This is a genomic window from Mycobacterium timonense, assembly GCF_025821985.1.
Taxonomy (GTDB): domain Bacteria; phylum Actinomycetota; class Actinomycetes; order Mycobacteriales; family Mycobacteriaceae; genus Mycobacterium; species Mycobacterium avium.
Genome location: NZ_JACKSY010000008.1, coordinates 119030 through 143197, shown reverse-complemented (window position 1 = coordinate 143197; position 24168 = coordinate 119030). Strand labels below are relative to the sequence as shown.

24 protein-coding genes and 3 pseudogenes are annotated in these 24168 nt (G+C 70.5%); 20 read left to right on the top strand and 7 right to left on the bottom strand.

Features of this window, described 5'->3' with window-relative positions:
* The first annotated feature begins 9 nt into the window (after window positions 1-9).
* Window positions 10-831: a mycofactocin-coupled SDR family oxidoreductase gene (locus H7I87_RS01840; RefSeq protein ID WP_011725697.1), complete on the top strand. Its 822-nt coding sequence runs from the start codon at window positions 10-12 to the stop codon at window positions 829-831.
* Window positions 832-844: 13 nt separating this feature from the next.
* On the opposite strand, the gene rpmB is transcribed toward H7I87_RS01840, so the two are convergent.
* Entirely contained in the window at window positions 845-1039 is a 195-nt protein-coding gene (rpmB, locus tag H7I87_RS01835) for a 50S ribosomal protein L28 (RefSeq protein WP_003875033.1), read from the bottom strand.
* A gap of 475 nt (window positions 1040-1514) precedes the next feature.
* On the opposite strand from rpmB, the gene H7I87_RS01830 reads away from it, so the two are divergent.
* The 4 genes from H7I87_RS01830 to H7I87_RS01815 all read left to right on the top strand — a co-directional run bounded on the left by H7I87_RS01830 (window position 1515) and on the right by H7I87_RS01815 (window position 6924).
* Window positions 1515-2177, top strand: coding sequence for a lysozyme family protein (locus tag H7I87_RS01830; protein ID WP_003875034.1), 663 nt, complete (start codon window positions 1515-1517; stop codon window positions 2175-2177).
* A gap of 87 nt (window positions 2178-2264) precedes the next feature.
* Window positions 2265-3992: a DAK2 domain-containing protein gene (locus H7I87_RS01825; RefSeq protein WP_011725695.1), complete on the top strand. Its 1728-nt coding sequence runs from the start codon at window positions 2265-2267 to the stop codon at window positions 3990-3992.
* A 2-nt stretch (window positions 3993-3994) separates the two neighbouring features.
* On the top strand, window positions 3995-6211 hold the full coding sequence (gene recG / locus H7I87_RS01820; protein WP_011725694.1) for an ATP-dependent DNA helicase RecG: 2217 nt from the start codon (window positions 3995-3997) through the stop codon (window positions 6209-6211).
* Entirely contained in the window at window positions 6208-6924 is a 717-nt protein-coding gene (locus H7I87_RS01815) for an HNH endonuclease family protein (RefSeq protein ID WP_011725693.1), read from the top strand. The genes recG and H7I87_RS01815 overlap by 4 nt, the downstream gene beginning before the upstream one ends.
* Before the next feature lie 3 nt (window positions 6925-6927).
* Here H7I87_RS01815 and H7I87_RS01810 read toward each other — a convergent pair whose 3' ends face one another.
* Both H7I87_RS01810 and H7I87_RS28915 read right to left on the bottom strand, forming a co-directional pair.
* Window positions 6928-7773: an aldo/keto reductase gene (locus tag H7I87_RS01810; RefSeq protein WP_162096997.1), complete on the bottom strand. Its 846-nt coding sequence runs from the start codon at window positions 7771-7773 to the stop codon at window positions 6928-6930.
* Between the two features lie 5 nt (window positions 7774-7778).
* Window positions 7779-7994, bottom strand: a pseudogene (locus H7I87_RS28915) (aldo/keto reductase); the annotation flags it as partial.
* A gap of 111 nt (window positions 7995-8105) precedes the next feature.
* Here H7I87_RS28915 and H7I87_RS01800 point away from each other — a divergent pair.
* From H7I87_RS01800 to coaD, 5 genes are all read left to right on the top strand, one after another.
* Window positions 8106-9227, top strand: coding sequence for an alpha/beta hydrolase (locus tag H7I87_RS01800; protein WP_011725692.1), 1122 nt, complete (start codon window positions 8106-8108; stop codon window positions 9225-9227).
* A gap of 95 nt (window positions 9228-9322) precedes the next feature.
* Window positions 9323-10090, top strand: a complete 768-nt coding sequence (locus tag H7I87_RS01795; protein WP_003875040.1) for a DsbA family protein — start codon at window positions 9323-9325, stop codon at window positions 10088-10090.
* Complete coding sequence (locus H7I87_RS01790; protein WP_011725691.1) at window positions 10087-10722, top strand: vitamin K epoxide reductase family protein; 636 nt, start codon at window positions 10087-10089, stop codon at window positions 10720-10722. The genes H7I87_RS01795 and H7I87_RS01790 overlap by 4 nt, the downstream gene beginning before the upstream one ends.
* 10 nt (window positions 10723-10732) lie before the next feature.
* Window positions 10733-11287 carry a 16S rRNA (guanine(966)-N(2))-methyltransferase RsmD gene (gene rsmD / locus H7I87_RS01785; protein ID WP_011725690.1) on the top strand — a complete coding sequence of 185 codons (555 nt, stop codon included), beginning with the start codon at window positions 10733-10735 and terminating at the stop codon, window positions 11285-11287.
* 121 nt (window positions 11288-11408) lie between these two features.
* On the top strand, window positions 11409-11891 hold the full coding sequence (coaD, locus tag H7I87_RS01780) for a pantetheine-phosphate adenylyltransferase (RefSeq protein WP_003875043.1): 483 nt from the start codon (window positions 11409-11411) through the stop codon (window positions 11889-11891).
* Window positions 11892-11951: 60 nt separating this feature from the next.
* Here coaD and H7I87_RS01775 read toward each other — a convergent pair.
* A pseudogene (locus H7I87_RS01775) lies at window positions 11952-12162 on the bottom strand (hypothetical protein); the annotation flags it as partial.
* A gap of 85 nt (window positions 12163-12247) precedes the next feature.
* Here H7I87_RS01775 and H7I87_RS01770 point away from each other — a divergent pair.
* Entirely contained in the window at window positions 12248-13900 is a 1653-nt protein-coding gene (locus tag H7I87_RS01770) for a transposase (RefSeq protein ID WP_023863179.1), read from the top strand.
* Window positions 13901-13960: 60 nt separating this feature from the next.
* Here the strand turns inward: H7I87_RS01770 and H7I87_RS01765 are convergent.
* A pseudogene (locus H7I87_RS01765) lies at window positions 13961-15032 on the bottom strand (HNH endonuclease signature motif containing protein); the annotation flags it as partial.
* Window positions 15033-15330: 298 nt separating this feature from the next.
* Here H7I87_RS01765 and H7I87_RS01760 point away from each other — a divergent pair.
* A complete protein-coding gene (locus H7I87_RS01760) occupies window positions 15331-17040 on the top strand; it encodes a thiamine pyrophosphate-requiring protein (protein ID WP_003875044.1) in 1710 nt (569 codons plus the stop codon).
* A 41-nt stretch (window positions 17041-17081) separates the two neighbouring features.
* On the opposite strand, the gene H7I87_RS01755 is transcribed toward H7I87_RS01760, so the two are convergent.
* On the bottom strand, window positions 17082-18245 hold the full coding sequence (locus H7I87_RS01755; protein WP_023863363.1) for a permease: 1164 nt from the start codon (window positions 18243-18245) through the stop codon (window positions 17082-17084).
* Window positions 18246-18342: 97 nt separating this feature from the next.
* Between H7I87_RS01755 and H7I87_RS29110 the strand changes: the two genes are divergently transcribed.
* From H7I87_RS29110 to mutM, 6 genes are all read left to right on the top strand, one after another.
* Window positions 18343-18444: a hypothetical protein gene (locus H7I87_RS29110; RefSeq protein ID WP_367281618.1), complete on the top strand. Its 102-nt coding sequence runs from the start codon at window positions 18343-18345 to the stop codon at window positions 18442-18444.
* Window positions 18437-19417, top strand: coding sequence for a hypothetical protein (locus tag H7I87_RS01750; RefSeq protein ID WP_230587359.1), 981 nt, complete (start codon window positions 18437-18439; stop codon window positions 19415-19417). Before H7I87_RS29110 ends, H7I87_RS01750 begins: the two co-directional genes overlap by 8 nt.
* Before the next feature lie 152 nt (window positions 19418-19569).
* The gene (sepIVA, locus tag H7I87_RS01745) at window positions 19570-20307 is read left to right on the top strand and encodes a cell division protein SepIVA (RefSeq protein ID WP_009978193.1); all 738 of its coding nucleotides are present in this window, start codon (window positions 19570-19572) and stop codon (window positions 20305-20307) included.
* A 62-nt stretch (window positions 20308-20369) separates the two neighbouring features.
* Entirely contained in the window at window positions 20370-20963 is a 594-nt protein-coding gene (locus H7I87_RS01740) for a YceD family protein (RefSeq protein WP_179143985.1), read from the top strand.
* A complete protein-coding gene (gene rnc, locus H7I87_RS01735; RefSeq protein ID WP_009978190.1) occupies window positions 20960-21673 on the top strand; it encodes a ribonuclease III in 714 nt (237 codons plus the stop codon). Before H7I87_RS01740 ends, rnc begins: the two co-directional genes overlap by 4 nt.
* 20 nt (window positions 21674-21693) lie before the next feature.
* Entirely contained in the window at window positions 21694-22545 is an 852-nt protein-coding gene (mutM, locus tag H7I87_RS01730) for a DNA-formamidopyrimidine glycosylase (RefSeq protein WP_009978189.1), read from the top strand.
* A gap of 6 nt (window positions 22546-22551) precedes the next feature.
* Here the strand turns inward: mutM and H7I87_RS01725 are convergent, their stop codons facing one another.
* Window positions 22552-23328, bottom strand: coding sequence for a PIG-L deacetylase family protein (locus H7I87_RS01725; protein ID WP_033718285.1), 777 nt, complete (start codon window positions 23326-23328; stop codon window positions 22552-22554).
* Between the two features lie 52 nt (window positions 23329-23380).
* Between H7I87_RS01725 and H7I87_RS01720 the strand changes: the two genes are divergently transcribed.
* Together H7I87_RS01720 and H7I87_RS01715 are read left to right on the top strand one after the other, a co-directional pair.
* On the top strand, window positions 23381-23806 hold the full coding sequence (locus H7I87_RS01720) for an OsmC family protein (RefSeq protein ID WP_003878726.1): 426 nt from the start codon (window positions 23381-23383) through the stop codon (window positions 23804-23806).
* Window positions 23793-24086, top strand: a complete 294-nt coding sequence (locus tag H7I87_RS01715) for an acylphosphatase (protein ID WP_033727183.1) — start codon at window positions 23793-23795, stop codon at window positions 24084-24086. The genes H7I87_RS01720 and H7I87_RS01715 overlap by 14 nt, the downstream gene beginning before the upstream one ends.
* The last annotated feature ends 82 nt before the right edge of the window (window positions 24087-24168 follow it).

Here is a 24168-nt window from a genome sequence, read left to right as displayed (position 1 = left end):
AGGTCGGCCATGGGCGAATTCGACAACACGGTCGCCGTCGTCACCGGCGCCGCGCGCGGGCAGGGCCGCAGCCACGCCGTCGCGCTGGCGCAGCAGGGCGCCGACGTCATCGTCGTCGACATCTGCGCCGACCTGCCGGCCATTCCCTACGCCCTGGGCACCGACGCCGAGCTCGCCGAAACCGTGCGGCTGGTCGAATCCGCAGGCCGCGCAGCGGTTCCGGTGATCGCCGACGTCCGCGACCTGCAGGCGTTGCGGGTCGGGGTGCAGGCGGGCATCGACCGGCTCGGCGACATCGACGTCGTCGTCGCCAACGCCGGGGTGGTGGCCATCGGCGTCACCGAGGCCGAGTCCGAACCGGTGTTCAACACGATCGTCGACACCAACCTCAAGGGCGTGTGGCACACCATGCTGGCGACGGTGCCCTCGATCGTGCGCAAGGGCCGCGGCGGCTCGGTGGTGCTGGTCAGTTCGTCGCAGGGTCTGACCGGGCGCGGCGGCGACGGCAGCGCGGCGATGTTCGCCTACGCCGCGTCCAAACACGGTGTGGTCGGCCTGATGCGCTCGGCGGCGAATGCCTATGCGCCGCAGAAGATTCGGGTGAACTCGGTACACCCGAGCGGGGTCGCGACGCCGATGATCCTCAACGATTTCGTGGTGAACCGGATGCTGGAGAATCCGAACCCGGCGCTGTCGCAGACCCTGCTGCCCGAGGTGCCGCTGGTCGAGTCGCGCGACGTCACCGAGGCGGTGCTGTGGCTGGCCGGGCCGCGGTCACGCTACGTGACGGGGGTGGCCATCCCGGTGGACGCCGGCCACGTCGCCATGTGAGCGACGGGACTGGTCAGCCCCGGACGACCTTGCCGGCCTTGATGCACGAGGTGCACACGTTGAGGCGCTGCTTGTTGCCGCCCGGACGGGCGACCGCGTGCACCGTCTGGACGTTCGGGTTCCACCGGCGGCTGGTGCGGCGGTGGGAGTGCGACACCGACTTGCCGAAGCCGGGGCCTTTCCCGCAGATGTCGCACACAGCGGCCATGGTTCAAGCTCCTCAAATCTCGGGGTCCGGCTCGGCGGTCTGCCTCCGCGGCCGGGACGGCCCGGGTTCGCCCGGGCCCAACCGAGGATACCGACTGTCGGGGCAACCACCAAAACGCTGACGTGCGGTCACTGTGCGCTGGAGCCATGCCCGCCGCCGACATGGAGTCGATCACAATACCGGCTCGCAGCGAGGTTGCCGGCGCGCGCGGTCGTTAGGATGGCGGCGCCGCCGATGGTCGGCGCGGTCGCTGCCTGTACCAGGCGCGGAAGGCGCGCCGGTTGGGCTGAAGTCTTCTTCCCGGCGGTGCCGGCCCGCGCGGAGCTGCGGATGAGGCTGGGAAGCAAATATCGGCAGTTCGAGGGGAGTGCGCGGGGTGGTTGCGCGCGCCGAAAACACCGCCGGTCCAGCCCGCGCCGAAACCCGGCGTGGCTCTCCGGTGGACGTACGACGGTGGGTTTTGAGGCTGCGCCGAATGGCGACGGCCTACGCGGTGGTGGCGGCCCTGGGCAGTCTCGCCATCGGTAGCGAGTCGGTCAATTGCCCGACGGCGGTGGGCGGGCAGTCCGACATCGGCCAGGGCGGCCCCGGCCCGAGAGCATCGCGAGCCCCTCGGGCCGCGCCGACGTGGTGGTGGCCGCCCGCGGAGCCCCGTCCCGCGGTGCACGAGGTGGCCGCCGTGCGTGGCGGTATCCAGCTGCGCCAGGTCGCGTTCGACGGTCGCGGAGCGTGGGCGGACGGCCCCGAGGCGATCCGCGGCTACCTCGAGGAGGCGCTGACGCGGATCGGGGTCACCGACGCGTCGGCCCGTGGCCGCTGGATCGACGGCATGATGACGATCGCCGACCACGAATCCCAGTTTCACTCGGCGGCGATCAACCTGGCCGACAGCAACGCGTATGGGCCGGCCCAGCTCGACGGCGGCCCGCTGCACGCCACGCGGGGCCCGTGGCAGCTGATGCCGGACACGTTCGCGGCCTTCCACCAGCCGGGGACGTCGAATTCGGCGTGGGATCCGGTGGCCGCCGCGTGCGCGTCGATGAACTATCAGATGAGCCGCTACGGCGTCAGCCCCGACGGCAGCAATCAGCGGCTGCTGGTGGGGCAGGCCAATCCCGGTATCCGGCAGGGTTATTAGCCGCGCCCGCGGTACCCGATCTTCCTCACCGGCGGGGAGTAACCGGGCGCAGCGCCCGCGTCGCCGGGCTACGCTGGCGCCCACCGGGTGGCGGCGCAGAGGAGGTGGGTAACCCTGGGCAGTTCGTGGACCTCGCACGATCGTCCGCTGGACGCGGCGGCCCTGCGGGACTGGGCGCACACCGCCGTCAGTGACCTGATCACCCACATCGACGAGATCAACCGGCTCAACGTCTTCCCCGTCGCCGACTCCGACACCGGCGCCAACATGCTGTTCACCATGCGCTCGGCGCTGGCCGAGCTGCAGGCGGCCGGCGGCCCCGGCTGCGTCGCCCGGGCCGCCGCGGCGCTGTCCACCGGCGCGCTGAACGGCGCCCGCGGCAACTCCGGGGTGATCCTGTCGCAGATCCTGCGCGGCGTCGCCGACGTCACCGCGACGGCCGCCGCCCGGGCCGGCGGTCAGCTGGCGCACATCGAGGCGGCCGTGCTGGGTGCGGCGCTGCAGCGCGGCGTGGAGCTGGTCATCGCCTCGATGGGTGGTGAGGAGATCCCGGGGACCATCGTCTCGGTGCTGCGCGCGGCCGCCACCGCCGTGGCGCAGTGCGCACGGGCCGGCGAGGGAGTCACCGCGGCGGTCATCGCCGCCGGCGACGCGGCGGTGATCGCCCTGGAGAAGACGCCCGAGCAGCTCGACGTGCTGGCCGACGCCGGCGCCGTGGACGCAGGCGGGCGGGGGCTGCTGGTGCTGCTGGACGCCCTGCGCACCACCATCACCGGGCAGGCGCCGGCCCGCACCGTCTACCGGCTCGCGCCGCGGACGGCCGCACCGGAGGCCGCCGCGCCCCGCCCGGCGCCGCAGTTCGAGGTGATGTACCGGCTGGACGACTGCGCGCCCGCGGCGGCCGACGCGCTGCGCGACCGGCTCACCGAGCTGGGCGATTCGGTCGGCATCGCCTCGGCGCCGTCGTCGGCCCAGCACACCTATTCGGTGCACGTGCATACCGACGATGCCGGCGCCGCCGTGGAAGCCGGGCTGGCGGCCGGACGGCTCAGCCGCATCGTGATCTCGGCGTTGAGCTCCGGCGGCCCCGGGCTGCCCGCGGGCGGCTGGACGCGGGAACGCGCGGTGCTGGCCGTCGTCGACGGCGACGGCGCGGCCGGCCTGTTCTCCGGCGAGGGCGCCTGCGTGCTGCAGCGTGACCCGGCCGCGGCCGACCCGGTGACCACGATCAGCGCGCACCAGCTGATGCGGGCCGTCGTCGACACCGGCGCCGCGCAGGTGATGGTGCTGCCCAACGGTTATGTGGCCGCCGAGGAGCTGGTCGCCGGCTGCACCGCGGCCATCGGCTGGGGCATCGACGTGGTGCCCATCCCGACCGAGTCGATGGTGCAGGGGCTGGCCGCGCTGGCCGTGCACGACACCGGCCGGCAGGCCGTCGACGACGGCTACACCATGGCCCGCGCCGCCGGGGCGGCGCGGCACGGCTCGGTGCGCATCGCCACCGAGACCGCGTTGACCTGGGCGGGGAGCTGCCGGCCCGGCGACGGCCTGGGCATCGCCGGCGGTGAGGTGCTGATCGTGGCCGCCGACGCGGTCGGGGCGGCGATCGGCCTGCTCGATCTGCTGCTGGCCTCGGGCGGCGACCTGGTGACGGTGTTGCTGGGCGCCGGCCTCGACGCCGACGGCTCGGATGCTCATGCCGGCGCGGTCGTCGACATCCTGGAAGAACACATGCACGACCATCACCCGGGCACCGAGCTGGTCACCTACCGCACCGGCCACCACGGCGACGTGCTGCTGATCGGGGTCGAATAGCGATGGCCTCGCTGACCGACCGGCTGGACTTCGTGGTGGGAGCCAAGGCCGCCGAACAGCTCGAGGAGTTGTTCGGCATCCGCACCGTCGACGACCTGCTGCGCCACTACCCGCGCAGCTACACCGAGGGGGCGAGCCGCTGGGGCGCCGACGACGAGCGGCCGCCGGCCGGCGAGCACATCACCATCATCGACACGATCACCGAAACCAAGACGTGGCCGATGAAGAAAACCCCGAAGAAGGTGTGCCACCGCATCACGCTGGGTGCGGGCCGCAACAAGGTGACCGCCACCTTCTTCAACGCGAACTACCTGAAAAAGGGCCTCACCGAGGGCACCAAGGTGATGCTCTCCGGCGAGGTGGGCTTCTTCAAGAACGTCATGCAGCTCACGCACCCGGCCTTCCTCATCCTCGACTCCCCGGACGGCCGCAACAAGGGCACCCGATCCCTGATGAACATCGCCAACGCCTCCGGCGCCAGCGGCGAAGAGGTGCTGGACGCCTACGAACGCCACTTCTTCCCGATCTATCCGGCCAGCACGAAAATGCAGAGCTGGGACATCTTTTCGTGCGTGCGCCTGGTGCTCGACGTGCTCGACCCGGTGCCCGACCCGCTGCCCGAGCCGCTGCGCGCGAAATTCGACCTGGTGTGCGAGGACCAGGCGCTGCGCGACATCCATCTCGCCGAGAGCGAGGCCCGCCGGCAGCGGGCACGCGAGCGCCTGACCTTCGACGAGGCCGTGGGTTTGCAGTGGGCGCTGGTGGCCCGCCGGCACGGCGAGCTCTCCGAATCCGGGCCGCCGGCCCCGCCCCGCCCGGACGGGCTGGCCGCGGAACTGTTGCGGCGCTTGCCCTTCGAGTTGACCGCCGGACAGCGGGAGGTGCTGGACGTGCTGTCCGACGGGCTCGCGTCGACCCGGCCGCTGAATCGGCTGCTGCAGGGCGAGGTGGGCTCCGGCAAGACCATCGTCTCGGTGCTGGCGATGCTGCAGATGGTCGACGCCGGCTACCAGTGCGCGCTGCTGGCGCCGACGGAAGTGCTTGCTGCGCAACATCTTCGGTCGATCCGCGACGTGCTCGGCCCGTTGGCGATGGCCGGCCAGCTGGGTGGGGCTGACAACGCCACAAGGTTGGCGTTGCTCAGCGGGTCGATGACCGCGGCGCAGAAGAAACAGGTGCGCGACGAGGTGGCCGGCGGCCAGGTGGGGATCGTCGTCGGTACCCACGCGTTGCTGCAGGACGCGGTGGAGTTCCACAACCTGGGCATGGTGGTGGTCGACGAACAGCACCGCTTCGGTGTCGAGCAGCGAGATCGGTTGCGCGCCAAGGCCCGTCCCGGGGTGACGCCGCATCTGCTGGTGATGACGGCGACGCCGATACCGCGCACCGTGGCGCTCACCGTGTACGGAGACCTGGAAACCTCGACGCTGCGCGAACTTCCGCGCGGGCGCCAGCCCATCACCAGCAACGTCATCTTCGTCAAGGACAAGCCCGCCTGGTTGGGTCGGGCGTGGCGGCGCATCGGCGAAGAGGTGGCCGCCGGGCGTCAGGCCTACGTGGTGGCGGCGCGCATCGACGAGAGCGACGACGACGGGGCGGCGGACCAGAACGCCAAGGCGCCCGAAACCGCCGAGGGGCTCTACGCCCGGCTGCGCTCCCAGGAGCTGGCGCAGCTGCGGCTCGGACTGATGCACGGCCGGCTCTCGGCCGAGGAGAAGGACGCCGTGATGGCCGCGTTCCGCGCCGGCGACATCGATGTGCTGGTGTGTACCACCGTGATCGAGGTGGGCGTGGACGTCCCCAACGCCACCGTCATGCTGGTGATGGACGCCGACCGGTTCGGCATCAGCCAGCTGCACCAGCTGCGCGGGCGGATCGGGCGCGGCGAGCATCCCAGCCTGTGCCTGTTCGCCAGCTGGGCCGCGCCGGACTCGCCGGCCGGCCGGCGGCTGACCGCGGTGGCCGAGACGATGGACGGCTTCGCGCTGGCCGACCTCGACCTCAAGGAGCGACGGGAGGGAGATGTGTTGGGCCGCAACCAGTCCGGCAGGGCGGTCACGCTGCGGCTGCTGAGTCTGGCCGACCACCAGGAGTACATCGAGGCCGCCCGCGACTTCTGCGTCCAGGCTTACGCCGGTAACCGCTTCGACCCCGGATTGTCGGTGCTGGCCGCACGATTCACCGACACCGACCGCATCGAATACCTGGACAAGTCATGAACGTCAACCGCAAGGTGCTGCTGTGGCTGGCCGCGGCCGCCGCGCTGGCCGTGCTGGTCGCCTACCAGGCCGTCGGCTCCTCGACCCGGCATGCCGCCGAATACGCTGCGCGCGCGGACGTTCCGACCGTGCAGCCGGGCACCGACGTGCTGGCCGGCATCGCGGTGCTGCCGGTGCGCCAGCATCGCTACGACTACCTGCGCTCGGCGTTCGGCGACGCCTGGGACGACGACAACGATGCGCCCATGGGGCACAACGGATGTGACACCCGCGACGACATCCTCAACCGCGATCTCGTCGACAAGACGTATGTGTCGGTCAAGCGGTGTCCGGACGCGGTGGCCACCGGCACGCTGCACGACCCGTACACCAACAAGACCATCGCCTTCCAGCGCGGCCCCAAGGTCGGCGAGTCCGTCCAGATCGACCACATCGTCCCGCTCGCCTACGCCTGGGACATGGGCGCCTACGCGTGGCCGGGGCCCGAGCGGCTGCGGTTCGCCAACGATCCGGCCAACCTGCTGGCCGTCGACGGGCAGGCCAACCAGGACAAGGGCGATGCGGCGCCCGCGCAGTGGATGCCGCCGAACGCGGCGTTCCACTGCCAGTACGCCATGCAGTTCATCGCGGTGCTGCGCGGCTATGCTCTGCCGGTGGACCAGGCGTCCACCGGTGTGCTGCGTCAGGCCGCGGCCACCTGCCCCGCGGGGTAGCGGTTAGGAGCCCTCGTAGGTGTCGGGGTCCGGGCGCAGCCGGGTGCCGTCGTTGAGCGCGTTGATGGCGTCCATGTGCTCGGCGGCCAGCTCGAAGTCGAACACGTCGAAGTCGCTGGCGATGTGCTCGGCGTTGGCCGACCGGAAGATCACCGCGTTGCCCAACTGCAGGTTCCACCGCAGCAGCACCTGCGACGCGGTCTTGCCGTATTCGGCGGCCACCGAGTTCACCGTCGGGTGGTCGTTCAGCTTGCCCAGCGCCAGCGGCGTGTAGGACTGGGTGACCACGTTGTGCTCGGCGTTGGTCTTGCGCAGCGCTTCCTGGTTGAGCAGCGGGTGCAGCTCGATCTGGTTGACCGCCGGGGTGACGAACGTGAGGTCGATGACCGTCGTCAGGTACTCCTCGGTGAAGTTGGAGACGCCGATCGAGCGGGCGTGGCCGTTGCCGCGGGACTGGATCATGCCGCCGAAGGAGTTCACGTAGGTGCCCAGCGCGGGGGCCGGCCAGTGAATCAGGTACAGGTCGACGTAGTCCAGCCCGAGCCGCTCCAGGCTGGCCTCGCAGGCGTCCATCGCCCCTTTGAAGCCCTGGTCGGAGGTGGCCAGCTTGGTGGTGACGAACAGCTCGGCGCGCGGGATCCCCGAGGCGGCGATGGCGCGCCCGACGGCGGCCTCGTTGCCGTAGGCCGCGGCGGTGTCGATGAGCCGGCAGCCGACCTCCAGCGCCGCCGACACCGCGCGTTCGGTCTCGTCATCCGACAACTCCGCGACACCGAGGCCCAGCACCGGCATCGTGTTTTCGTCGTTGAGAGCAATCGAGGGTGCGGCGGAGCCCGACTCGCCAGTCAATTCATTCACCTGCCTGTGAAGTCAAACGTTCGTGTGCATCGAGCCGGGGGCCGTCATCGCGCGAGGAGGTCAACGCCGTTTCGGCGCCGAAATCGAAATCGAACACGTCGAAGTTGCTCGCAATCCGTGAAGGCTTCACCGACTTTGGGATCACGATCTTACCGAGTGAGCAAATGTCTCCTCACCACGACCTGGGCAGGTGTCCATCCGCGCCCTTCAGCACCGGGCGGGCCACCACGTACAGTTAGCCTCCGTGACGACGGCGACGACGCGGCAGTGAACAACCGTTCGCCGTCGGGCGGTACCACGTTCGTGCGAGGGGGAGTAGCTCCATGACCAAGCCGCTGACCGACACCGCACCCGTCGACCCCGGCGTACAGCGCGGGTCGATGCCGCTGACCAACCGCATCCAGGGCGCAGTCACCAGCGTCGGGGTCAAGGTCATCCCGTGGATCCCGACCGCCGTGCGCCGCGGCCTGGTGCGCGGCCGCTCGGTCATCATCGACGGCAACACGCTCGACCCGACCCTGCAGCTGATGCTGTCCGGTCTGCGCGCCGTCGGCATCGACGGCCTGGTGGTCGACGACGACCCCGAGCTGTCCCGCGCCCAGATGCACGAGTCCACGGTGGGGTTCCCCGGCCCGCAGATCCACGTCGACGTCGCCGAACTGGCGCTGCCCGGCCCGGCCGGCGACATCCCGGCGCGGCACTATCGGCCCGCCGGCGGCGAGACCCAGGCCCCGCTGCTGGTCTTCTACCACGGCGGCGGCTGGTCGATCGGCGACCTGGACACCCACGACTCGCTGTGCCGGCTGACCTGCCGCGACGCCGGCATCCACGTGCTGTCGATCGACTACCGGCTGGCGCCCGAGCATCCCGCGCCGGCCGCCATCGACGACGCGTACGCCGCCTTCACCTGGGCGCATGAGCATGCCGGCGAGCTGGGCGCGATCCCCGGGCGGGTGGCGGTCGGCGGCGACAGCGCCGGCGGCAACCTGGCCGCCGTCGTCAGCCAGCTGGCCCGCGACGCGGGCGGCCCGGCACCGGTGCTGCAGTGGCTGATCTACCCGCGCACCGACTTCACCGCCCGGACCCGGTCGCTGAGCCTGTTCTCCCGCGGCTTCCTGCTGACCAAGCGCGACATCGACTGGTTCGAATCGCAGTACCTGCGGAACTCGGGGCTGGACCGGACGGACCCGCGGGTATCGCCGGCGCTGGCCGAATCGCTCGCCGGCCTGGCCCCGGCGCTGATCGCGGTGGCCGGCTTCGACCCGCTGCGCGACGAGGGCCAGAGCTACGCCGAGGCGCTGCGCGCCGCCGGCACCCCGGTGGACCTGCGGTACCTGGGTTCGCTGACGCACGGCTTCGCCAACCTGTTCCAGCTCGGCGGCGACAGCATGGTGGCCACCAGCGAGTTGATCTCGGCGCTGCGCGCGCACCTGAGCCGGGTCTGATCCGTGCGACGGGCGGCGCCGGTAATCTAGAGGCGCCTTGTCCGATCGCTTTGTCGGCAGACCGACAACTCGAGTGACGAAAGATCAGGGAACCCGTGGCCGACAACCCCAAACGTCCCCCGCGATTCGACATGAAGTCGGCCTCCGGCGGTAAGTCCGGGCGACTCGTCCAGATCGGCGGCACCGCGTTCGTCGTCATCTTCGCCGTCGCCCTGGTCTTCTACATCGTGACCTCGCACCACAAGAAGGCCGGGCCCACCGGCGCCGGCGACACCGTGCGGGTGACGTCGAGCAAGCTGATCACCCAGCCCGGCAGCAGCAACCCCAAGGCCGTCGTGACCCTCTACGAGGACTTCCTGTGCCCGGCCTGCGGCAACTTCGAGCGCACCTTCGGCCCCACGGTGTCCAAGCTGATCGACCTCGGCGCCATCGCGGCCGACTACTCCATGGTGTCGATCCTCGACAGCCCGCGAAACCAGAACTATTCGTCGCGGGCCGGCGCCGCGGCGCTGTGCGTCGCCGACGAGTCCCTGGACGCGTTCCGCCGGTTCCACACCGCTTTGTTCAGCACCGCCATCCAGCCCAGCGAGACCGGCAAGACGTTCCCGGACAACGCGCGGCTGATCGAGCTCGCCCGCGAATCCGGCGTGGTGGGCAAGGTTCCGGACTGCATCAACAGCGGCAAGTACATCGCCAAGGTCACCGGCGAGGCGGCGGCCGCCAAGATCCGCGCCACGCCGACGATCAAGATCAACGGCGAGGACTACGACCCGTCCACGCCCGATGCCCTGGTCGGCAAGATCAAGGAGATCGTGGGCGACATCCCGGGGCTGGACGGCGCGGTCGCGCCGGCCGCCATGTGACCGGTGCGGTGGCGACGGAAGCGACCGGCCTGACCCCGGATTCGCCGGCCGGGCCGGCAGTGCCGGCGCTGAGCGCCTGGTCGGTGCTGGTCGCCGGGGTGATCGGCCTGGTCGCGTCGGTGACGCTGACGCTGGAGAAGATCGACATCCTGCTCGACCCGGCGTATGTGCCGTCCTGCAACATCAACCCGATCCTGTCCTGCGGGTCGGTGATGATCACCCCGCAGGCGTCGCTGCTGGGCTTCCCCAACCCGCTGCTCGGCCTGGTGGCGTTCACCGTGGTGGTGGTCACCGGCCTGCTGGCGGTGACGAAAGTGGTTCTGCCGCAATGGTATTGGATCGGACTGACGGCGGGTCTGGTGGTCGGCGCGGTGTTCGTGCACTGGCTGATCTTCCAGAGCCTGTATCGCATCGGCGCGCTGTGCCCGTACTGCATGGTGGTGTGGGTGGTGACCATCGCGCTGCTGGTGGTGGTCGCCTCGATCGCCTACCGCCCTGCGCTGGGGGACAGCCGGTCCGGCCCGGGCTGGCTGCTGTTCCAGTGGCGGTGGTCGATCGTCGCGCTGTGGTTCACCGCGGTGTTTCTGCTGATCATGGTCCGGTTCTGGGACTATTGGTCGACGCTGCTGTAGGGGCGCGCGGATGACCCGGATCATCGGCGGCGTGGCCGGGGGGCGCCGCCTCGCCGTGCCGCCCCGGGGCACCCGGCCCACCACCGACCGGGTCCGCGAATCGCTGTTCAACATCCTGGCCGCGCGCCGCGAGCTGACCGGCCTGGCGGTGCTGGACCTCTATGCCGGTTCGGGCGCCCTGGGTCTGGAGGCGCTCTCCCGCGGCGCCGCGACCGCGCTGTTCGTCGAGTCCGACCCGCGCGCCGCGGCGGTGATCGCCCGCAACATCGACACCCTGGGGCTGCCCGGTGCGACGCTGCGCCGCGGCGCGGTCGCGGCCGTGCTGGCCGGCGGCACCGCGACCGCGGTCGATCTGGTGCTCGCCGACCCGCCCTACGACGTCGGCGCCGCCGAGATCGACGCCGTGCTGGCGGCGCTGGCCGCGCACGGCTGGGTGCGCGCGGGCAGCGTCGCGGTAATGGAGCGCCCCGCCGGCAGCGCCCCGCTGAGCTGGCCCGCCGGCTGGTCCGGTTGGCCGCATCGGGTATACGGCGACACTCGTTTGGAGCTGGCCGAGCGGCTGTGAGCGGGCGTGTACCGTCGTTCGTCATGGGCGCCGCTCCTCAGCATCGCTTTCGCTCTGCCTCGTCGTCGGCGCGCGTCATGGGCGCCGCTGCGAACTCTCCCGCCAGGCCGGGACGGCCCGCATGACCGGCGCCGTGTGCCCCGGGTCGTTCGACCCGGTGACGCTGGGCCACGTCGACGTCTTCGAGCGCGCGTCGGCCCAATTCGACGAGGTGGTGGTCGCGATCCTGACCAACCCCGCCAAGAAGGGCATGTTCGACCTCGACGAGCGGATCGCGATGATCGAGGAATCGACCACGCATCTGAGCAACCTGCGGGTAGAGGCCGGACAGGGGCTGGTGGTCGACTTCGTCAGGTCGCGCGGCATGACCGCCATCGTCAAGGGCCTGCGCACCGGCACCGACTTCGAATACGAGCTGCAGATGGCGCAGATGAACAAGCACATCGCCGGTGTGGACACGTTTTTCGTCGCGACCGCGCCGCGCTATTCGTTCGTGTCGTCGTCGCTGGCCAAGGAGGTCGCCATGCTCGGCGGTGACGTGTCGGAGCTGCTGCCCGAACCGGTCAACCGCCGCTTGCGCGAAAAGCTTTCCGGGCGTTCCTGAATCGGCTCGGTCGACACGTAAAGCATTGGCCCGCAAGGGTTTCGGTTAGACGCTACGCGCCTAATTCGTCGCCGGTGGTGGTTGGGGTTGGAAGGGGTCGTACCACCACCAGTCGGCGCGTTGGCCGAGGGGTCCGGGACAGGGTGTTGCGGGCCAGTGATCCTGGTTTCAGGTGGCGCCCGGAGCTGTCGGTGACGAGGAGGGTGTCGGCGGGGCCGGTGATGGTGATCTCGCCGCGGTGGTGGGCGCGGTGGTGATAGGGGCAGACCACAGGCTGTCGCACGAATCCATGGTCCGAATTGGTCGGTCTGCGTGTTGCGTCACGTGAAAAGTGCTGCTAGATGCGATAATTGGGGGTGTCTGTCAATGTGCGCGCGGGTGATGTCGATCAGTTGATGATGATGCCGCCGTCGGTGCGGGAGTGGTTGCCCGACGATCATTTGGCGTTCTTCGTGGTTGATGTTGTCGCCGAGCTGGATTTGAGCGCGTTCTATGCGGCGTATCGGGTCGATGGCAAGGGCGGGTCGGTCTATGACCCGGCGATGATGCTGTCGGTATTGCTGTATGCGTACTGCACCGGGGAGCGGTCCTCGCGCCGGATCGAGCGACGGCTGGTCGAGGATGTGGCGGTGCGGGTGGTGGCGGCCAATCAGCAGCCTGATCACGCCACGCTGGCCCGGTTCCGCCGCCGCCATCAGGACGCGATCGCAGAATTGTTCGGCCAGGTTCTGGGGCTGTGCGTGAAGGCCGGTCTGGTCGATGCGGGGATAGTGGCGATCGACGGCACGAAGATCGCCGCGAACGCCTCATTTTTCGCCAATCGCGACCGTGCAGCACTTAGCGCCGAGCTGAGCGAATCCCCGGCGCAGGACTGCGCTGGTGCGGCTCGTCGAGTCGCCGAACAAGTCCTGGCCGAAGCCGAGCAGGTCGATGCGGCCGAGGACGCTCAATGCGAGCACGACCAGGGCCGGTTGCCGGCCGCGTGGGCCGGTGGCCGGGATCGGCGGTCCCGGATCAGGGCTGCTCTCGAGGAGCTCGACTCGCAAAAGGCGCAGGACTTTCAGACCCGGATGGCCGAGCGTGCCCGCAAGGAGATGGAGCTGGGTCGCAAACTGACCGGACCGAAACCGAGTGCGGACACGGCGCGGCGAGCGCGGCCGCGGCGGGCCAACACGACCGATCCGCATTCGCGGATCATCCCGCAGTCTTCCAAAGGCGCGCTGCAGGGCTACAACGCGCAAGCGGCCGCGACCACCGGGCACATCGTGCTCGCCGCCGAGGTCGCCGCCACCACCAACGACCAACCCCACTTCGTGCCGATGGCCACCGCGGTGACCGAGAATCTCGCCGAGGCCGGCCACCGCGGGGGTCCGGGCACGTTCGTGGCCGACGCGGGCTACTGGACCAGCGCGAACGGCACCGCCGACGTCGGTGCCGAAGTATTGATCGCGACACGAAAGTCCGGGTGGCGCAAGGCTGATAAGCCCGACGACGACAAGTTGGCAGTCCTGGCGAGGGTGAACCGCGGTGAGCTGTCCCAACGCCAAGCGGGTGCGATTCTCGGCGTCTCCTACACCTGGGTGCGGGACATGACCAAGCGGTACTTCGGACGCGAGGGACAACGCATCACCCGCAGCGCCGAACCCGAACCCGAAGAGTGGATCCCGGTCGTTGAACGCGTCGCCGCCGGCGAGATCTCCCTGCGCGCCGCCAGCGATCACCTGAGCGTCTCAGTGACGCGCGTCAAAACGATGCTCGCCCATGTCCAGGGCGACATCACCGACCCCACGGTCACCCGAAAAGCCATGGACCACAAGCTCGCCCAACCGGATAACGCCATGCTCTACCGCAAACGCGCCGTCAGCATCGAACCTGTCTTCGGCAACATCAAAGCCAACCTCGGATTCCGCAAATTCACCCTCCGCGGCCATGCCGGAGTGCGCAGCGAGTGGCGCCTGATCTGCACAGTGCACAACCTGCTCAAACTCCAGCACGCAATACCCGCCTGACCGAAGGCGCCCGGACCCGCCCGTCAACGCCAACCATCACCACCGCAACACCATGGATTCGTGCGACACCCTGACCAGGACCAGGTTGGACAGTTCGGTGGGGCCGCCGTCTTCCCAGTGCCGCAGGTGGTGGGCGTGCAGTCCGCGGGTGGCGCCACAGCCGGGGATCGCGCAGCCGCGGTGGCGGTGTTCGAGGGCGCGGCGTAGCCGCCGGTTGATCACCCGGGTCGAGCGGCCCGCACCGATGGGTTGGCCGTCGCGTTCGACCCACACCTCGCAGGTGGCATCACAGGTCAGATAGCGGCGCTCGGCGTCGGACAGCAGCGGGCCCAAATGCAGGCCGGCGACGCGTTGGGCGGCGTCGAGGTGTACCACCACGGTGGTGTGGTGGCCGTGGGGGCGGCGGTGCGCCTCGGCGTCCCAGCCGGTTTCGATCAGGCGGATAAACGCCTCGAGCGTGCCCGGCAACGGCGGCACCGACTCGCCGGCCCGGTGGTTGTGGTCGCGTTTCCATTCGGCGATCAGCGCTTCGCGGTGCGCGGCCAGGGCGGCGTCGAATGTGGCGGCATCGAGGCGGTCGAGCGTGATCCGCCAGCAGCTCAGCGCTTCGCGGTGCGCGGCCAGGGCGGCGTCGAATGTGGCGGCATCGAGGCGGTCGAGCGTGATCCGCCAGCAGCTGAGCTCCTCGTCGGAGGTCTTGGTGAGGCCGGGCTGCGGTGCCGGCTTGGCCTCGGGTTGGGGCCGCGGTTCCAGCTTGACCGCGGTGCGCAGCTGGTTGACCGTGGCCACCGCGGCCAGCTGCGCGTAATGCTCATCGGATCCCTCCCCGGCACGCTGCGCGATGACTCCGAGCTGGTCCAGCGAGAACCGGCCCTCCCGCAGACCGGCCGCGCAGCGGGGAAACGAGTCCAGCCGGCGGGCCACGGTCGCGATCGTCTCGGCATTGCCCGGTGAGCAGCCCGTCTTCCAGGCCACCAGCGCGCCAAGAGACCGCGCCCCGGTGGCTCCCCACCACGATGCGCCCATCAATCGCATTACGCTGCCCGGTCAACTCCGCCAACTCGTCAAACAGCACCGCCAACCGATCGTAAGGACGCACCTCCACCTCAGCTGCCAGCACGCTCGAGGACATGACGACATCATGACAACGGGGTCCGACAAGTTTCGGCCGTCAAACCGCGGCGGTGCCCGACCGCCCCGCGAAAGCCCGCCATCCAACATCGAAACCGTTAAGCGGCAAGCTCTTTGACACGGCAACCACCGTATGGAGTAGCCGGCCGCTGCCGGGGTACCCGTTGGCTTCGACCCCGCACCGCCGAGCCCCGTCGAAAAAGGATCAACAACGCCGACGCGGAACGTATCTTGAAGATCTCATCCGAGACACGAGGGGGATTTGCGAGGTCGGCGACGTCGATAGGAGAACGGCAGCCATGACGCTAGACAATCCACTCGACGGACCCGAGGCGGCGGCGGACCTGATCGCGCTCCTGGCCGACGAGGGAGTCGCGGACTTCTTCATCAACCCCGGAACCGACTCGGCGCCCATCCAGGAAGCGCTCGCGGCGGCGCGCGCCGCCGGTACGCCCAGCCCGCGGGCGGTGCTGTGCGTGCACGAAAGTGTCGCCCTGGCGGCGGCCATCGGCCACCACATGGCCAGCGCCCGGCCGCAGGCGGTCATGGTGCACGTCGACGCCGGGACGCTGAACCTGGGCTGCCAGCTGCACAACGCGCAGCGCAACGGAACCCCGGTGGTGGTATTCGCCGGGCGCACCCCCTACAGCTCGGCGCCCGACGTCCGCGGCCACCGCGACACCCACATCCATTGGCAGCAGGAACAACTCGACCAGCCCGCCGTGATGCGCAATTACGCCAAGTGGCACATGGAGGTTCCGCGCGGGCGTGAGCTGGCCCCCATCGTCCGCCGGGCATTCCAGGTCGCCCAGTCCAGCCCGCCCGGACCGGCCTACGTCATGCTGCCGCGCGAAGCCCTGATGGAGCCCGGCGGCCGGGCGTTGCAGCGACGGCTGCCGCCGGCCGTTCCGCCCGGCCCCGACCCCGCCGCGCTGGGCCGGCTGGCCGGGATCCTGGTCGCCGGGCAGCGGGTGGTCATCGTCACCGCCCGCACCGCCGCCGACCCCGCCGCCGCGACCGTGCTGGCCCGCATCGCCGAGATCCTCGGAGCGCCGGTGATCGACCAGGGCGACCGCGCCAACCTGCCGCCCGGGCATCCGCTGCACGTCACCGGCGACGCGGCCCCGCTGCAGGATGCCGACACGGTGCTGCTGCTGGACAGCGAAGTGCCGTGGGTGCCCGCACAGTTGGCCCCGCCCGCGACGGCCCGGGTGGTGCAGATCGACGCCGACCCGGTCAAGCCGAGCATGCCGCTGTGGTCCTACCCGGTCGAAATCGCGTTGACCGCCGACACCCGGGTCGCGCTGCTGCTGCTCGAGCAGACCCTGCTGCGGCTGGCCAACGACGAGCTGCGCGAAAAGTGGAGCACCCGCCGCGGCGCGGTGGAATCCCAAGTGGCGCAACGCCGCCGGGAAGCGGCGCGCCGGGCCGAGTCCGACAGCGACGCCGATGCCCCCGACGCGATGCTGGCCGCGCTCGGCGGCGCGCTGCCCGACGACGCCGTCGTCGTCCAGGAGGCCGTGACCAACCGGCCCGCGGTGGCCCGCCAGGTGCGGCGGCCGCCCGGGCAGCTCTTCGACACCGGCGCACCGGCTTTGGGCTGGGCGCTGGGCGGCGCCTTCGGGATCAAACTGGCCCGGCCGCACGCACCTGTCGTCGCGATCTGCGGCGACGGGTCGTTCAACTTCGGGGTGCCCACCGCCGCGCTGTGGTCCGCGCATCGCTACGGCGCGCCGTTCGTGACCGTCGTGTTGAACAACCACTCCTACCTGGCCTCCAAGACGCCGGTGACGGAGCTGTACCCGCAGGGAATCTCCGTGCGCGACAATGACTTTCCCGAAACTCGGCTGACCCCGGAGACCGACTACGCCGCGCTGGCCCGGGCCTGCGGGGGCAGCGGACGCGACGTGCACACCCCGGCCCAGATGCGCGAGGCCATCGGGTGGGCGCTGGACGAGGCGGGCCAGGGCCGGTGCGCGGTGCTCGACGTGCGGCTGCCGCAAACCTAGGGACGCCCGGCCCGGGACGCGGCCCGGCACGGCTGAAGCACTCAGTGCCGATGCTCGGCGGGGTCGGGGGAGCCGCCCATCATCCGCACCATCGCCAGCCCGTTCGTGCGGACGAACCGAACGATCAGGACCAGCGCGAGCACCAGGAAGGCCACGTTGAGCCAGGTGGTGTAGTTCCACGAGACGGACGCCTCGGCCACCGTCGCGGCGCGCTGGGCCGGAATGAGACCGCTTGTGCCGAAGATCAATTCGACGAGATACCCGGCGGCGACCATCGCGGCGTAGAACGTGCCCAGCAGGGTCAGCATCATCCGGGTGCCGTAGTACTTGCGGTAGATGTTCAGGATCGGCAGGATCAGCAGGTCGGCGTAGATGAACGCGATCACGCCGCCGAAGCTGATGCCGCCGTTCCACAACACCGCGGCCAGCGGCACATTGCCGATCGAGCACACGAACGACACGATCGCCACCAGCGGGCCCACGATCGGTCCCCACAGCACCGACCAGCCGGGGTGGTCCACCAAAAAGAAGCTCTGCCAAAACTTTTCGGGCACCCACGCCGCGACCGCGCCGGCGATCAGCAAGCCCAGCACCAGGTCGCGCAGGATCGCCAGCCACTCCATCACGAACACGTGCGACACCGCGGTGAAGCCGGCGGGGGAGAGCAGCCGTCGCCAGAACGGGCCGTCGCCGGCCACCGACATGTCCATGGCGGCATGGCCTTCCATCGACCCGGCGATGCCGCGCTGCGCCTGCGCGCGGGCGGCGTCGACCAGCCGCGGGCGCACGAACAGCCGGAACAGCAGCGCCAGCACTACGATCATCAACGGCCCGCCGACGAACTCGGCGGCGGTGAACTGCCATCCCATCAGCAGCGCCAGGATGATGCCCAACTCCACCACCAGGTTGGTGGAACCGATCTCGAAGGCCATCGCGGCGGTGAAGTCGGCGCCCTTGCGGAACAGCGCACGGGCCAACGCCACCGCGGCGTACGAGCACGACGACGAGGCCGCGCCCAGTCCCGCCGACACCGCAAGCGTGCGCGGGCGCGCGTCGCCCATCAGGGCCACGATGGTGGTCCGGCGCACCACCGCCTGCACCACCGCCGACAGGGCGAACCCCAGAATCAGCGCCCACAGGATTTCCCAGGTCATCGACCCGGCGACGGCCAGGGCGTGCCCGACCGCCGACAGTACCGTCGTCATGGCGATTCCTCCTGCGCTGACCCTCCCGGCGTAGTATACCCCGGGAGGGTATAAGTGAGGGGCGGATCGGCGACGCGTTTGTCAGACTCCACCCCGTGTGGATCCGACTTCTCGGGGCGCCGCGGTGGCAGCGGTGGCTGGTGCACTGCTGCGTCGCCGCCGTCACGTTCGGGCTGTTGGCCCCTCTTCTCATGCCTGACCTGATGGCCGGGATAGCCTGGCCGTGGCGGCTGGTCTTCCTGGTGGGCGTCAGCGCCCTGTTCGCCCAGCAGGCGGTAATCGTCGGCCGGCGGGCGTCACACGAGTACGTGGCCGCGACGCGCGGCCTCGACCGCGCCGAGCGGGCGCAGGCGATCGCGGCGAGCGTGCGCGGCGACGTCCCCGCGTCGGCGGCCGTTCTGGTGGCGGCGATCCGCATCGCCCACCTCCGGCTCGGCTTCGGCCGGTCGACTCCGAACCGCATCGCCGTCAGCTACGGCCTGCTGACGGTCAGCTGGCTGGCGCTGACAGCCACCAACGCCGACGGTCCCGGGCGCATGGCGCTGAAAGGCGTGGTCGCCGCGTTCCTCGCGGTTACCGGGGTTCGCGGCTGGCTCGTTGCCCGGCGAGTCGAACGGCGAATCATCCTGTTGCAGGACGCCTCACAGCGCTTGCCGGGCGCGGCGGCAGCCCTGCGCGCGGCGCCGCGCACCGAACCCGCCTCACCGCGCTGGCGCCCGACGGTGGCGTTATTGACCGCCGTGGTGCTGGTGACGACCGGGGCGCTGGCGGCGGTCTACCTGGCTCACCGGCAGTCGCCGGACTGCCGCACCGCCAACGACATGGCGCGCTTCGTTGCCTCGCATCCCGATATGCTCGACCCCGCGTTCATTCCGGCGAACAGCGGCGGACCGACCCTGGCCGACTACCAGTTGTGGAGCGAGCAACTCGACCGTTACGCGGCATTGTCGGGCGGCGACGTCGCTCCGGGCCTCCGCAGCGCCGCCGCCCTGTCGGCTCGGGCTACAGCGGTGGTCCGGGAGGCAAGGGCCGATCCGGCCGACTGGCAGGATCCGCGGCAGCAACGGCGCCGAAACGACTACGCCACCATCGCCGGCCAGCTAGTGACCGAAGTGAGGGCTCTCGAGAGCCACTGCCCGCCGCGGAGTTCACTCCTGACCCGCCGAACATAGAATCGCCGGCAAAGAAGCGGGTGCGTTCCGGCGTTTAACGGGTGCCGAACGGGCAAATCCCCGACACACCGGCGTCGCCACCGCTGTCACAGAGACAACACCAGGCACACTGGTAACAACAGGATCTTTGCAGACGCCAGGAGGGTACGGCCGTGTATCGAGTGTTTGAAGCGCTGGACGAATTGAGCGCGATCGTCGAAGAAGCCCGTGGCGTCCCGATGACGGCCGGTTGCGTGGTGCCCCGCGGCGACGTGCTGGAGCTGATCGACGACATCAAGGACGCCATCCCGGGCGAGCTGGACGACGCCCAGGACGTGCTGGACGCGCGGGACTCGATGCTGTCCGACGCCAAGACGCACGCCGAATCCATGGTGTCCTCGGCGACCACCGAGTCCGAGTCGATGCTCAACCACGCCCGCGCCGAGGCCGACCGGGTGCTCTCCGACGCCAAGGCCCAGGCCGACCGGATGGTCAGCGAAGCGCGTCAGCACAGCGAGCGGATGGTCGCCGAGGCCCGGGAGGAGGCGGTCCGCATCGCCACCGCCGCCAAGCGCGAGTACGAGGCCAGCGTCAGCCGGGCCCAGGCCGAGGCCGACCGGCTGCTGGAGAACGGCAACATCTCCTACGAGAAGGCCGTCCAGGAGGGCATCAAGGAACAGCAACGCCTGGTGTCGCAGAACAGCGTGGTGGAGGCCGCCCACGCCGAGGCCACCCGGCTCATCGACTCGGCGCACGCCGAGGCCGACCGGCTGCGCGGCGAATGCGATATCTACGTCGACAACAAGCTCGCCGAGTTCGAGGAATTCCTCAACGGCACGCTGCGCTCGGTGGGCCGCGGCCGTCACCAGCTGCGGACGGCGGCCGGCACGCACGACTACGCGGTGCGGTAGCACCACCCTGGCGGGGCGGACGCGCCCTGGAATTGTGCGGTCGGCGCCGTAGGATTTCTGATATGACGCGGCAGCACAGCACATCGTCGGTCCGCGGCGCAGCGCCCCGGCCAGCCTCCCCGATGACGTTCGACATCACCCGGCTGGGGCGGCGGCCCGGGGCGATGGTCACCCTGCGCACGACCGTGCCCAGCCCGGCGCGCATCGGGCTGGACATGATCGCGATCGAGGCGGGAGCCCCGCTGGATCTGGACCTGCAGGTCCAGTCGGTGTCCGAGGGCGTCCTGGTGACCGGCTCGGTGACCGGGCCCACCGTCGGCGAATGCGCGCGCTGCCTGACCGCCCTGGACGGCGAGGTGCGGGTGCGGCTGACCGAACTGTTCGCCTACCCGGACAGCACCACCGAAGCGACCACCGAGGAGGACGAGGTCGGCCACATCGTCGACGACACCGTCGACCTCGAGCAGTCCATCATCGACGCGGTGGGCCTCGAGCTGCCCTTCTCGCCCGTGTGCCGGCCGGACTGCCCGGGGCTGTGCCCGGAATGCGGCGTGTCGCTGGCTGCCGAGCCCGGCCATCAGCACGACCGCATCGACCCGCGCTGGGCGAAGCTGGCGGGCATGTTCGCCTCCGACGAAGCCCGGGACGAGCGGTGAGCTCACGGCAGCCGCTGCTCGACGCCCTCGGGGTCGAGCTGCCCGACGAGCTGCTGTCGTTGGCCCTGACGCATCGCAGCTACGCCTACGAACACGGCGGGCTGCCCACCAACGAGCGGCTGGAATTCCTGGGCGACGCCGTGCTGGGCCTGACCATCACCGACGCGCTCTACCACCGCCACCCCGACCGCACCGAGGGAGACCTGGCCAAGCTGCGGGCCAGCGTGGTCAACACCCAGGCGCTGGCCGACGTCGCCCGCAAGCTGTGCGACGGCGGCCTGGGGGCGCATCTGCTGCTGGGGCGCGGGGAGGCCAACACCGGCGGCGCGGACAAGTCGAGCATCCTGGCCGACGGCATGGAGTCGCTGCTGGGCGCGATCTACCTGCAGCACGGCATCGACACCGCGCGCGAGGTGATCCTCCGGTTGTTCGGCGCGCTGCTCGACGCCGCGCCCACGCTGGGGGCCGGGCTGGACTGGAAGACCAGCCTGCAGGAGCTGACCGCGGCGCGCGGCATGGGCGCCCCGTCCTACCTGGTCACCTCCACCGGCCCCGATCACGACAAGGAGTTCACCGCGGTCGTCGTCGTCGCCGACACCGAATACGGGACCGGGGTGGGCCGCTCCAAGAAGGAGGCCGAGCAGAAGGCCGCGGCGGCGACCTGGAAGGCGCTCGACGTGCTCGACCCCGCCGCGCAGACGTCCGCCTAGCCGGCGCCCGCCCCGGATCGATGCCCGAACTGCCCGAAGTCGAGGTGGTGCGCCGCGGCCTGCACTCGCACGTGGTGGGCAAGACGATCGGCGCGGTGCGGGTGCACCACCCCCGCGCGGTGCGCCGCCACGAAGCCGGCCCCGCCGACCTCACCGCCCGGCTGCTGGGCGCGCGGATCACCGGCACCGACCGGCGCGGCAAGTACCTGTGGCTGCTGCTGGACGGCCGCGATACCGCGCTGGTGGTGCACCTGGGCATGAGCGGGCAGATGCTGCTCGGCGCGGTGCCGCGCGCCGAGCACGTCCGCATCTCGGCACTGCTCGACGACGGCACCGTGCTCAGCTTCGCCGACCAACGCACCTTCGGCGGCTGGATGCTCGCCGACCTTCTCGAGGTGGACGGCAGCGTGGTGCCCGAACCCGTCGCGCACCTGGCGCGCGACCCGCTCGATCCCCGCTTCGACGCCGACGCCGTCGTAAAAGTCTTGCGGCGCAAGCACTCCGAAATCAAGCGCCAACTGCTCGATCAGCAGGTGGTGTCGGGCATCGGCAACATCTATGCCGACGAGGCGCTGTGGCGGGCCAAGGTGCACGGGGCGCGGATCGCCGACGCGCTGACCCGCAAGCAGTTGACCGCCGTGCTCGACGCGGCCGCCGACGTGATGCGTGACGCGCTGGCCAAGGGCGGGACCTCGTTCGATTCGCTGTACGTCAACGTCAACGGCGAATCCGGGTACTTCGACCGATCGCTGGACGCCTACGGCCGGGAGGGCGAAAGCTGCCGGCGCTGCGGCGCGGTGATGCGCCGGGAGAAGTTCATGAACCGCTCGTCGTTCTACTGCCCGAAATGCCAACCGCGCCCGCGGCTTTGAGGACGATCAGTCGAAGATGTCGCGGCGCACGGTGCCCGTCGGCAACGCCGGGTCCACGAACCATTCGTGGCTGAACAGCGCGCCGAACACCTGCGGCGGCAGTCGCAGCAGCAGCCCGAACAGCCGGGCGGCCGGGCCGGAACGGCCGATCTGGGATCGGTGCGCGGCGAAGGCATCCCGCTTCTGGCGGGCGAAGCGAAAGACGTTGATGCGATGGGTGATCGTGGCCCGCGGGGCGTACGCGCTGCCGACGATGTCGGCTTCGTACGGCCCGGGAAGCCGCAGCAGGTGCGCCAGATCGCTGATGCGCAACAGCATTTCGCGCGGCATCGTCACCTCGAGCATCCGCGGGACGGCGGCGAGTTCGGCGGCCCGCTTGCCGACGTGATGCACCCGGACGTGATCGCGGTGGCCGTAACCGCCGTTGGCCTGGTAGCTGAGCAGCAGGTCGGCATGTTCGTCGCGGAGGATGCCGGCCAGCTTTCCGGCCGCCTCGTCGAGGTCGGCCCGCCCGAACCGGGTGCGCCCCGGCGGGTCCGGGTAGAACAGCGGGCCGTAGCCGCTGTCGGCGTAGCCGAGGCATTCCACCCGCTGTGCACCGAGAATCCTTGCGCTCGAACGTAATTCGTCGATCCGGTGGTCGGTGTCCCCGTTGTGCACCCGCCCGTCGGTGGCCGTCACCACGACGACGCGGTGTCCGGCCGCCACCGCCCGCGCGATGGTGCCGCCGGTGAGCACGGCCTCGTCGTCCGGGTGGGCGTGGAACGCGACGACGGTGGCCATGCACAGCAGTATGCCCATGCGTGGCCGGGCGGGTGCCCGGTAGAAAAGAGCCATGGCCGAACTTTGGGTGGAGCGCACCGGAACTCGCCGCTACACGGGACACAGCTCGCGCGGAGCCCGGGTGCTGATCGGCTCCGAGGACGTCGACGGCGTGTTCACCCCCGGCGAGCTGCTCAAGATCGCGCTGGCGGCCTGCAGCGGGATGGCCAGCGATGTCCCGCTGGCCCGTCGGTTGGGCGACGACTACCGGGCGGTCATCCGGGTCTCCGGCGCCGCCGACCGCGAGCAGGAGCGCTATCCGCTGCTCGAGGAGACGCTGGAGCTGGACCTGTCGGGGTTGAGCGACGAGGACAGGCAGCGCCTGTTGCTGGTGGTCCACCGGGCCGTCGACCAGGTGTGCACGGTCGGGCGCACGCTCACCTCGGGCACCACGGTCAACTTCGAGATTGCCGCCGGGGCCGGCCATGCCGGAGCCTGACGCCCGGCTCACCGCCTGGGTGCACGGGCAAGTCCAGGGCGTGGGTTTTCGCTGGTGGACGCGGTGCCGGGCGCTGGAATTGGGGCTGACCGGCTACGCGGCCAACCAGCCCGACGGGCGGGTGCTGGTGGTCGCCCAGGGGCCGCGGCCGGCCGGCGAGAAGCTGCTGGAGCTGCTGCGGGGCGGCACGACGTGGCCGTCGCGGCCCGGGCGGGTGGACAAGGTGGTCGCCGACTGGTCGGCGCCGCAGGAGCGGTTCGAGGGATTCGTCGAGCGCTGAGGCTCCGCGCCCGGCCGAGTTCGAAACCCTGCTGGCGCCGGCACCAGCGCGTTTCGGAGGGCGAGCGTGCACCCAAGCGGTG

Excerpts from the sequence above, each read along its gene's own strand:
- mutM (WP_009978189.1), top strand. The coding sequence starts at position 21,694 with ATGCCCGAACTGCCCGAAGTCGAGGTGGTGCGCCGCGGCCTGCACTCG.
- H7I87_RS01740 (WP_179143985.1), top strand. The coding sequence starts at position 20,370 with ATGACGCGGCAGCACAGCACATCGTCGGTCCGCGGCGCAGCGCCCCGG.
- H7I87_RS01760 (WP_003875044.1), top strand. The coding sequence starts at position 15,331 with ATGACGCTAGACAATCCACTCGACGGACCCGAGGCGGCGGCGGACCTG.
- rsmD (WP_011725690.1), top strand. The coding sequence starts at position 10,733 with ATGACCCGGATCATCGGCGGCGTGGCCGGGGGGCGCCGCCTCGCCGTG.
- H7I87_RS01800 (WP_011725692.1), top strand. The coding sequence starts at position 8,106 with ATGACCAAGCCGCTGACCGACACCGCACCCGTCGACCCCGGCGTACAG.
- H7I87_RS01840 (WP_011725697.1), top strand. The coding sequence starts at position 10 with ATGGGCGAATTCGACAACACGGTCGCCGTCGTCACCGGCGCCGCGCGC.
- rpmB (WP_003875033.1), bottom strand. The coding sequence starts at position 1,039 with ATGGCCGCTGTGTGCGACATCTGCGGGAAAGGCCCCGGCTTCGGCAAG.
- H7I87_RS01815 (WP_011725693.1), top strand. The coding sequence starts at position 6,208 with ATGAACGTCAACCGCAAGGTGCTGCTGTGGCTGGCCGCGGCCGCCGCG.
- H7I87_RS01830 (WP_003875034.1), top strand. The coding sequence starts at position 1,515 with ATGGCGACGGCCTACGCGGTGGTGGCGGCCCTGGGCAGTCTCGCCATC.
- H7I87_RS01715 (WP_033727183.1), top strand. The coding sequence starts at position 23,793 with ATGCCGGAGCCTGACGCCCGGCTCACCGCCTGGGTGCACGGGCAAGTC.
- coaD (WP_003875043.1), top strand. The coding sequence starts at position 11,409 with ATGACCGGCGCCGTGTGCCCCGGGTCGTTCGACCCGGTGACGCTGGGC.
- H7I87_RS01720 (WP_003878726.1), top strand. The coding sequence starts at position 23,381 with ATGGCCGAACTTTGGGTGGAGCGCACCGGAACTCGCCGCTACACGGGA.
- recG (WP_011725694.1), top strand. The coding sequence starts at position 3,995 with ATGGCCTCGCTGACCGACCGGCTGGACTTCGTGGTGGGAGCCAAGGCC.
- H7I87_RS01755 (WP_023863363.1), bottom strand. The coding sequence starts at position 18,245 with ATGACGACGGTACTGTCGGCGGTCGGGCACGCCCTGGCCGTCGCCGGG.
- H7I87_RS01750 (WP_230587359.1), top strand. The coding sequence starts at position 18,437 with ATGCCTGACCTGATGGCCGGGATAGCCTGGCCGTGGCGGCTGGTCTTC.
- H7I87_RS01725 (WP_033718285.1), bottom strand. The coding sequence starts at position 23,328 with ATGGCCACCGTCGTCGCGTTCCACGCCCACCCGGACGACGAGGCCGTG.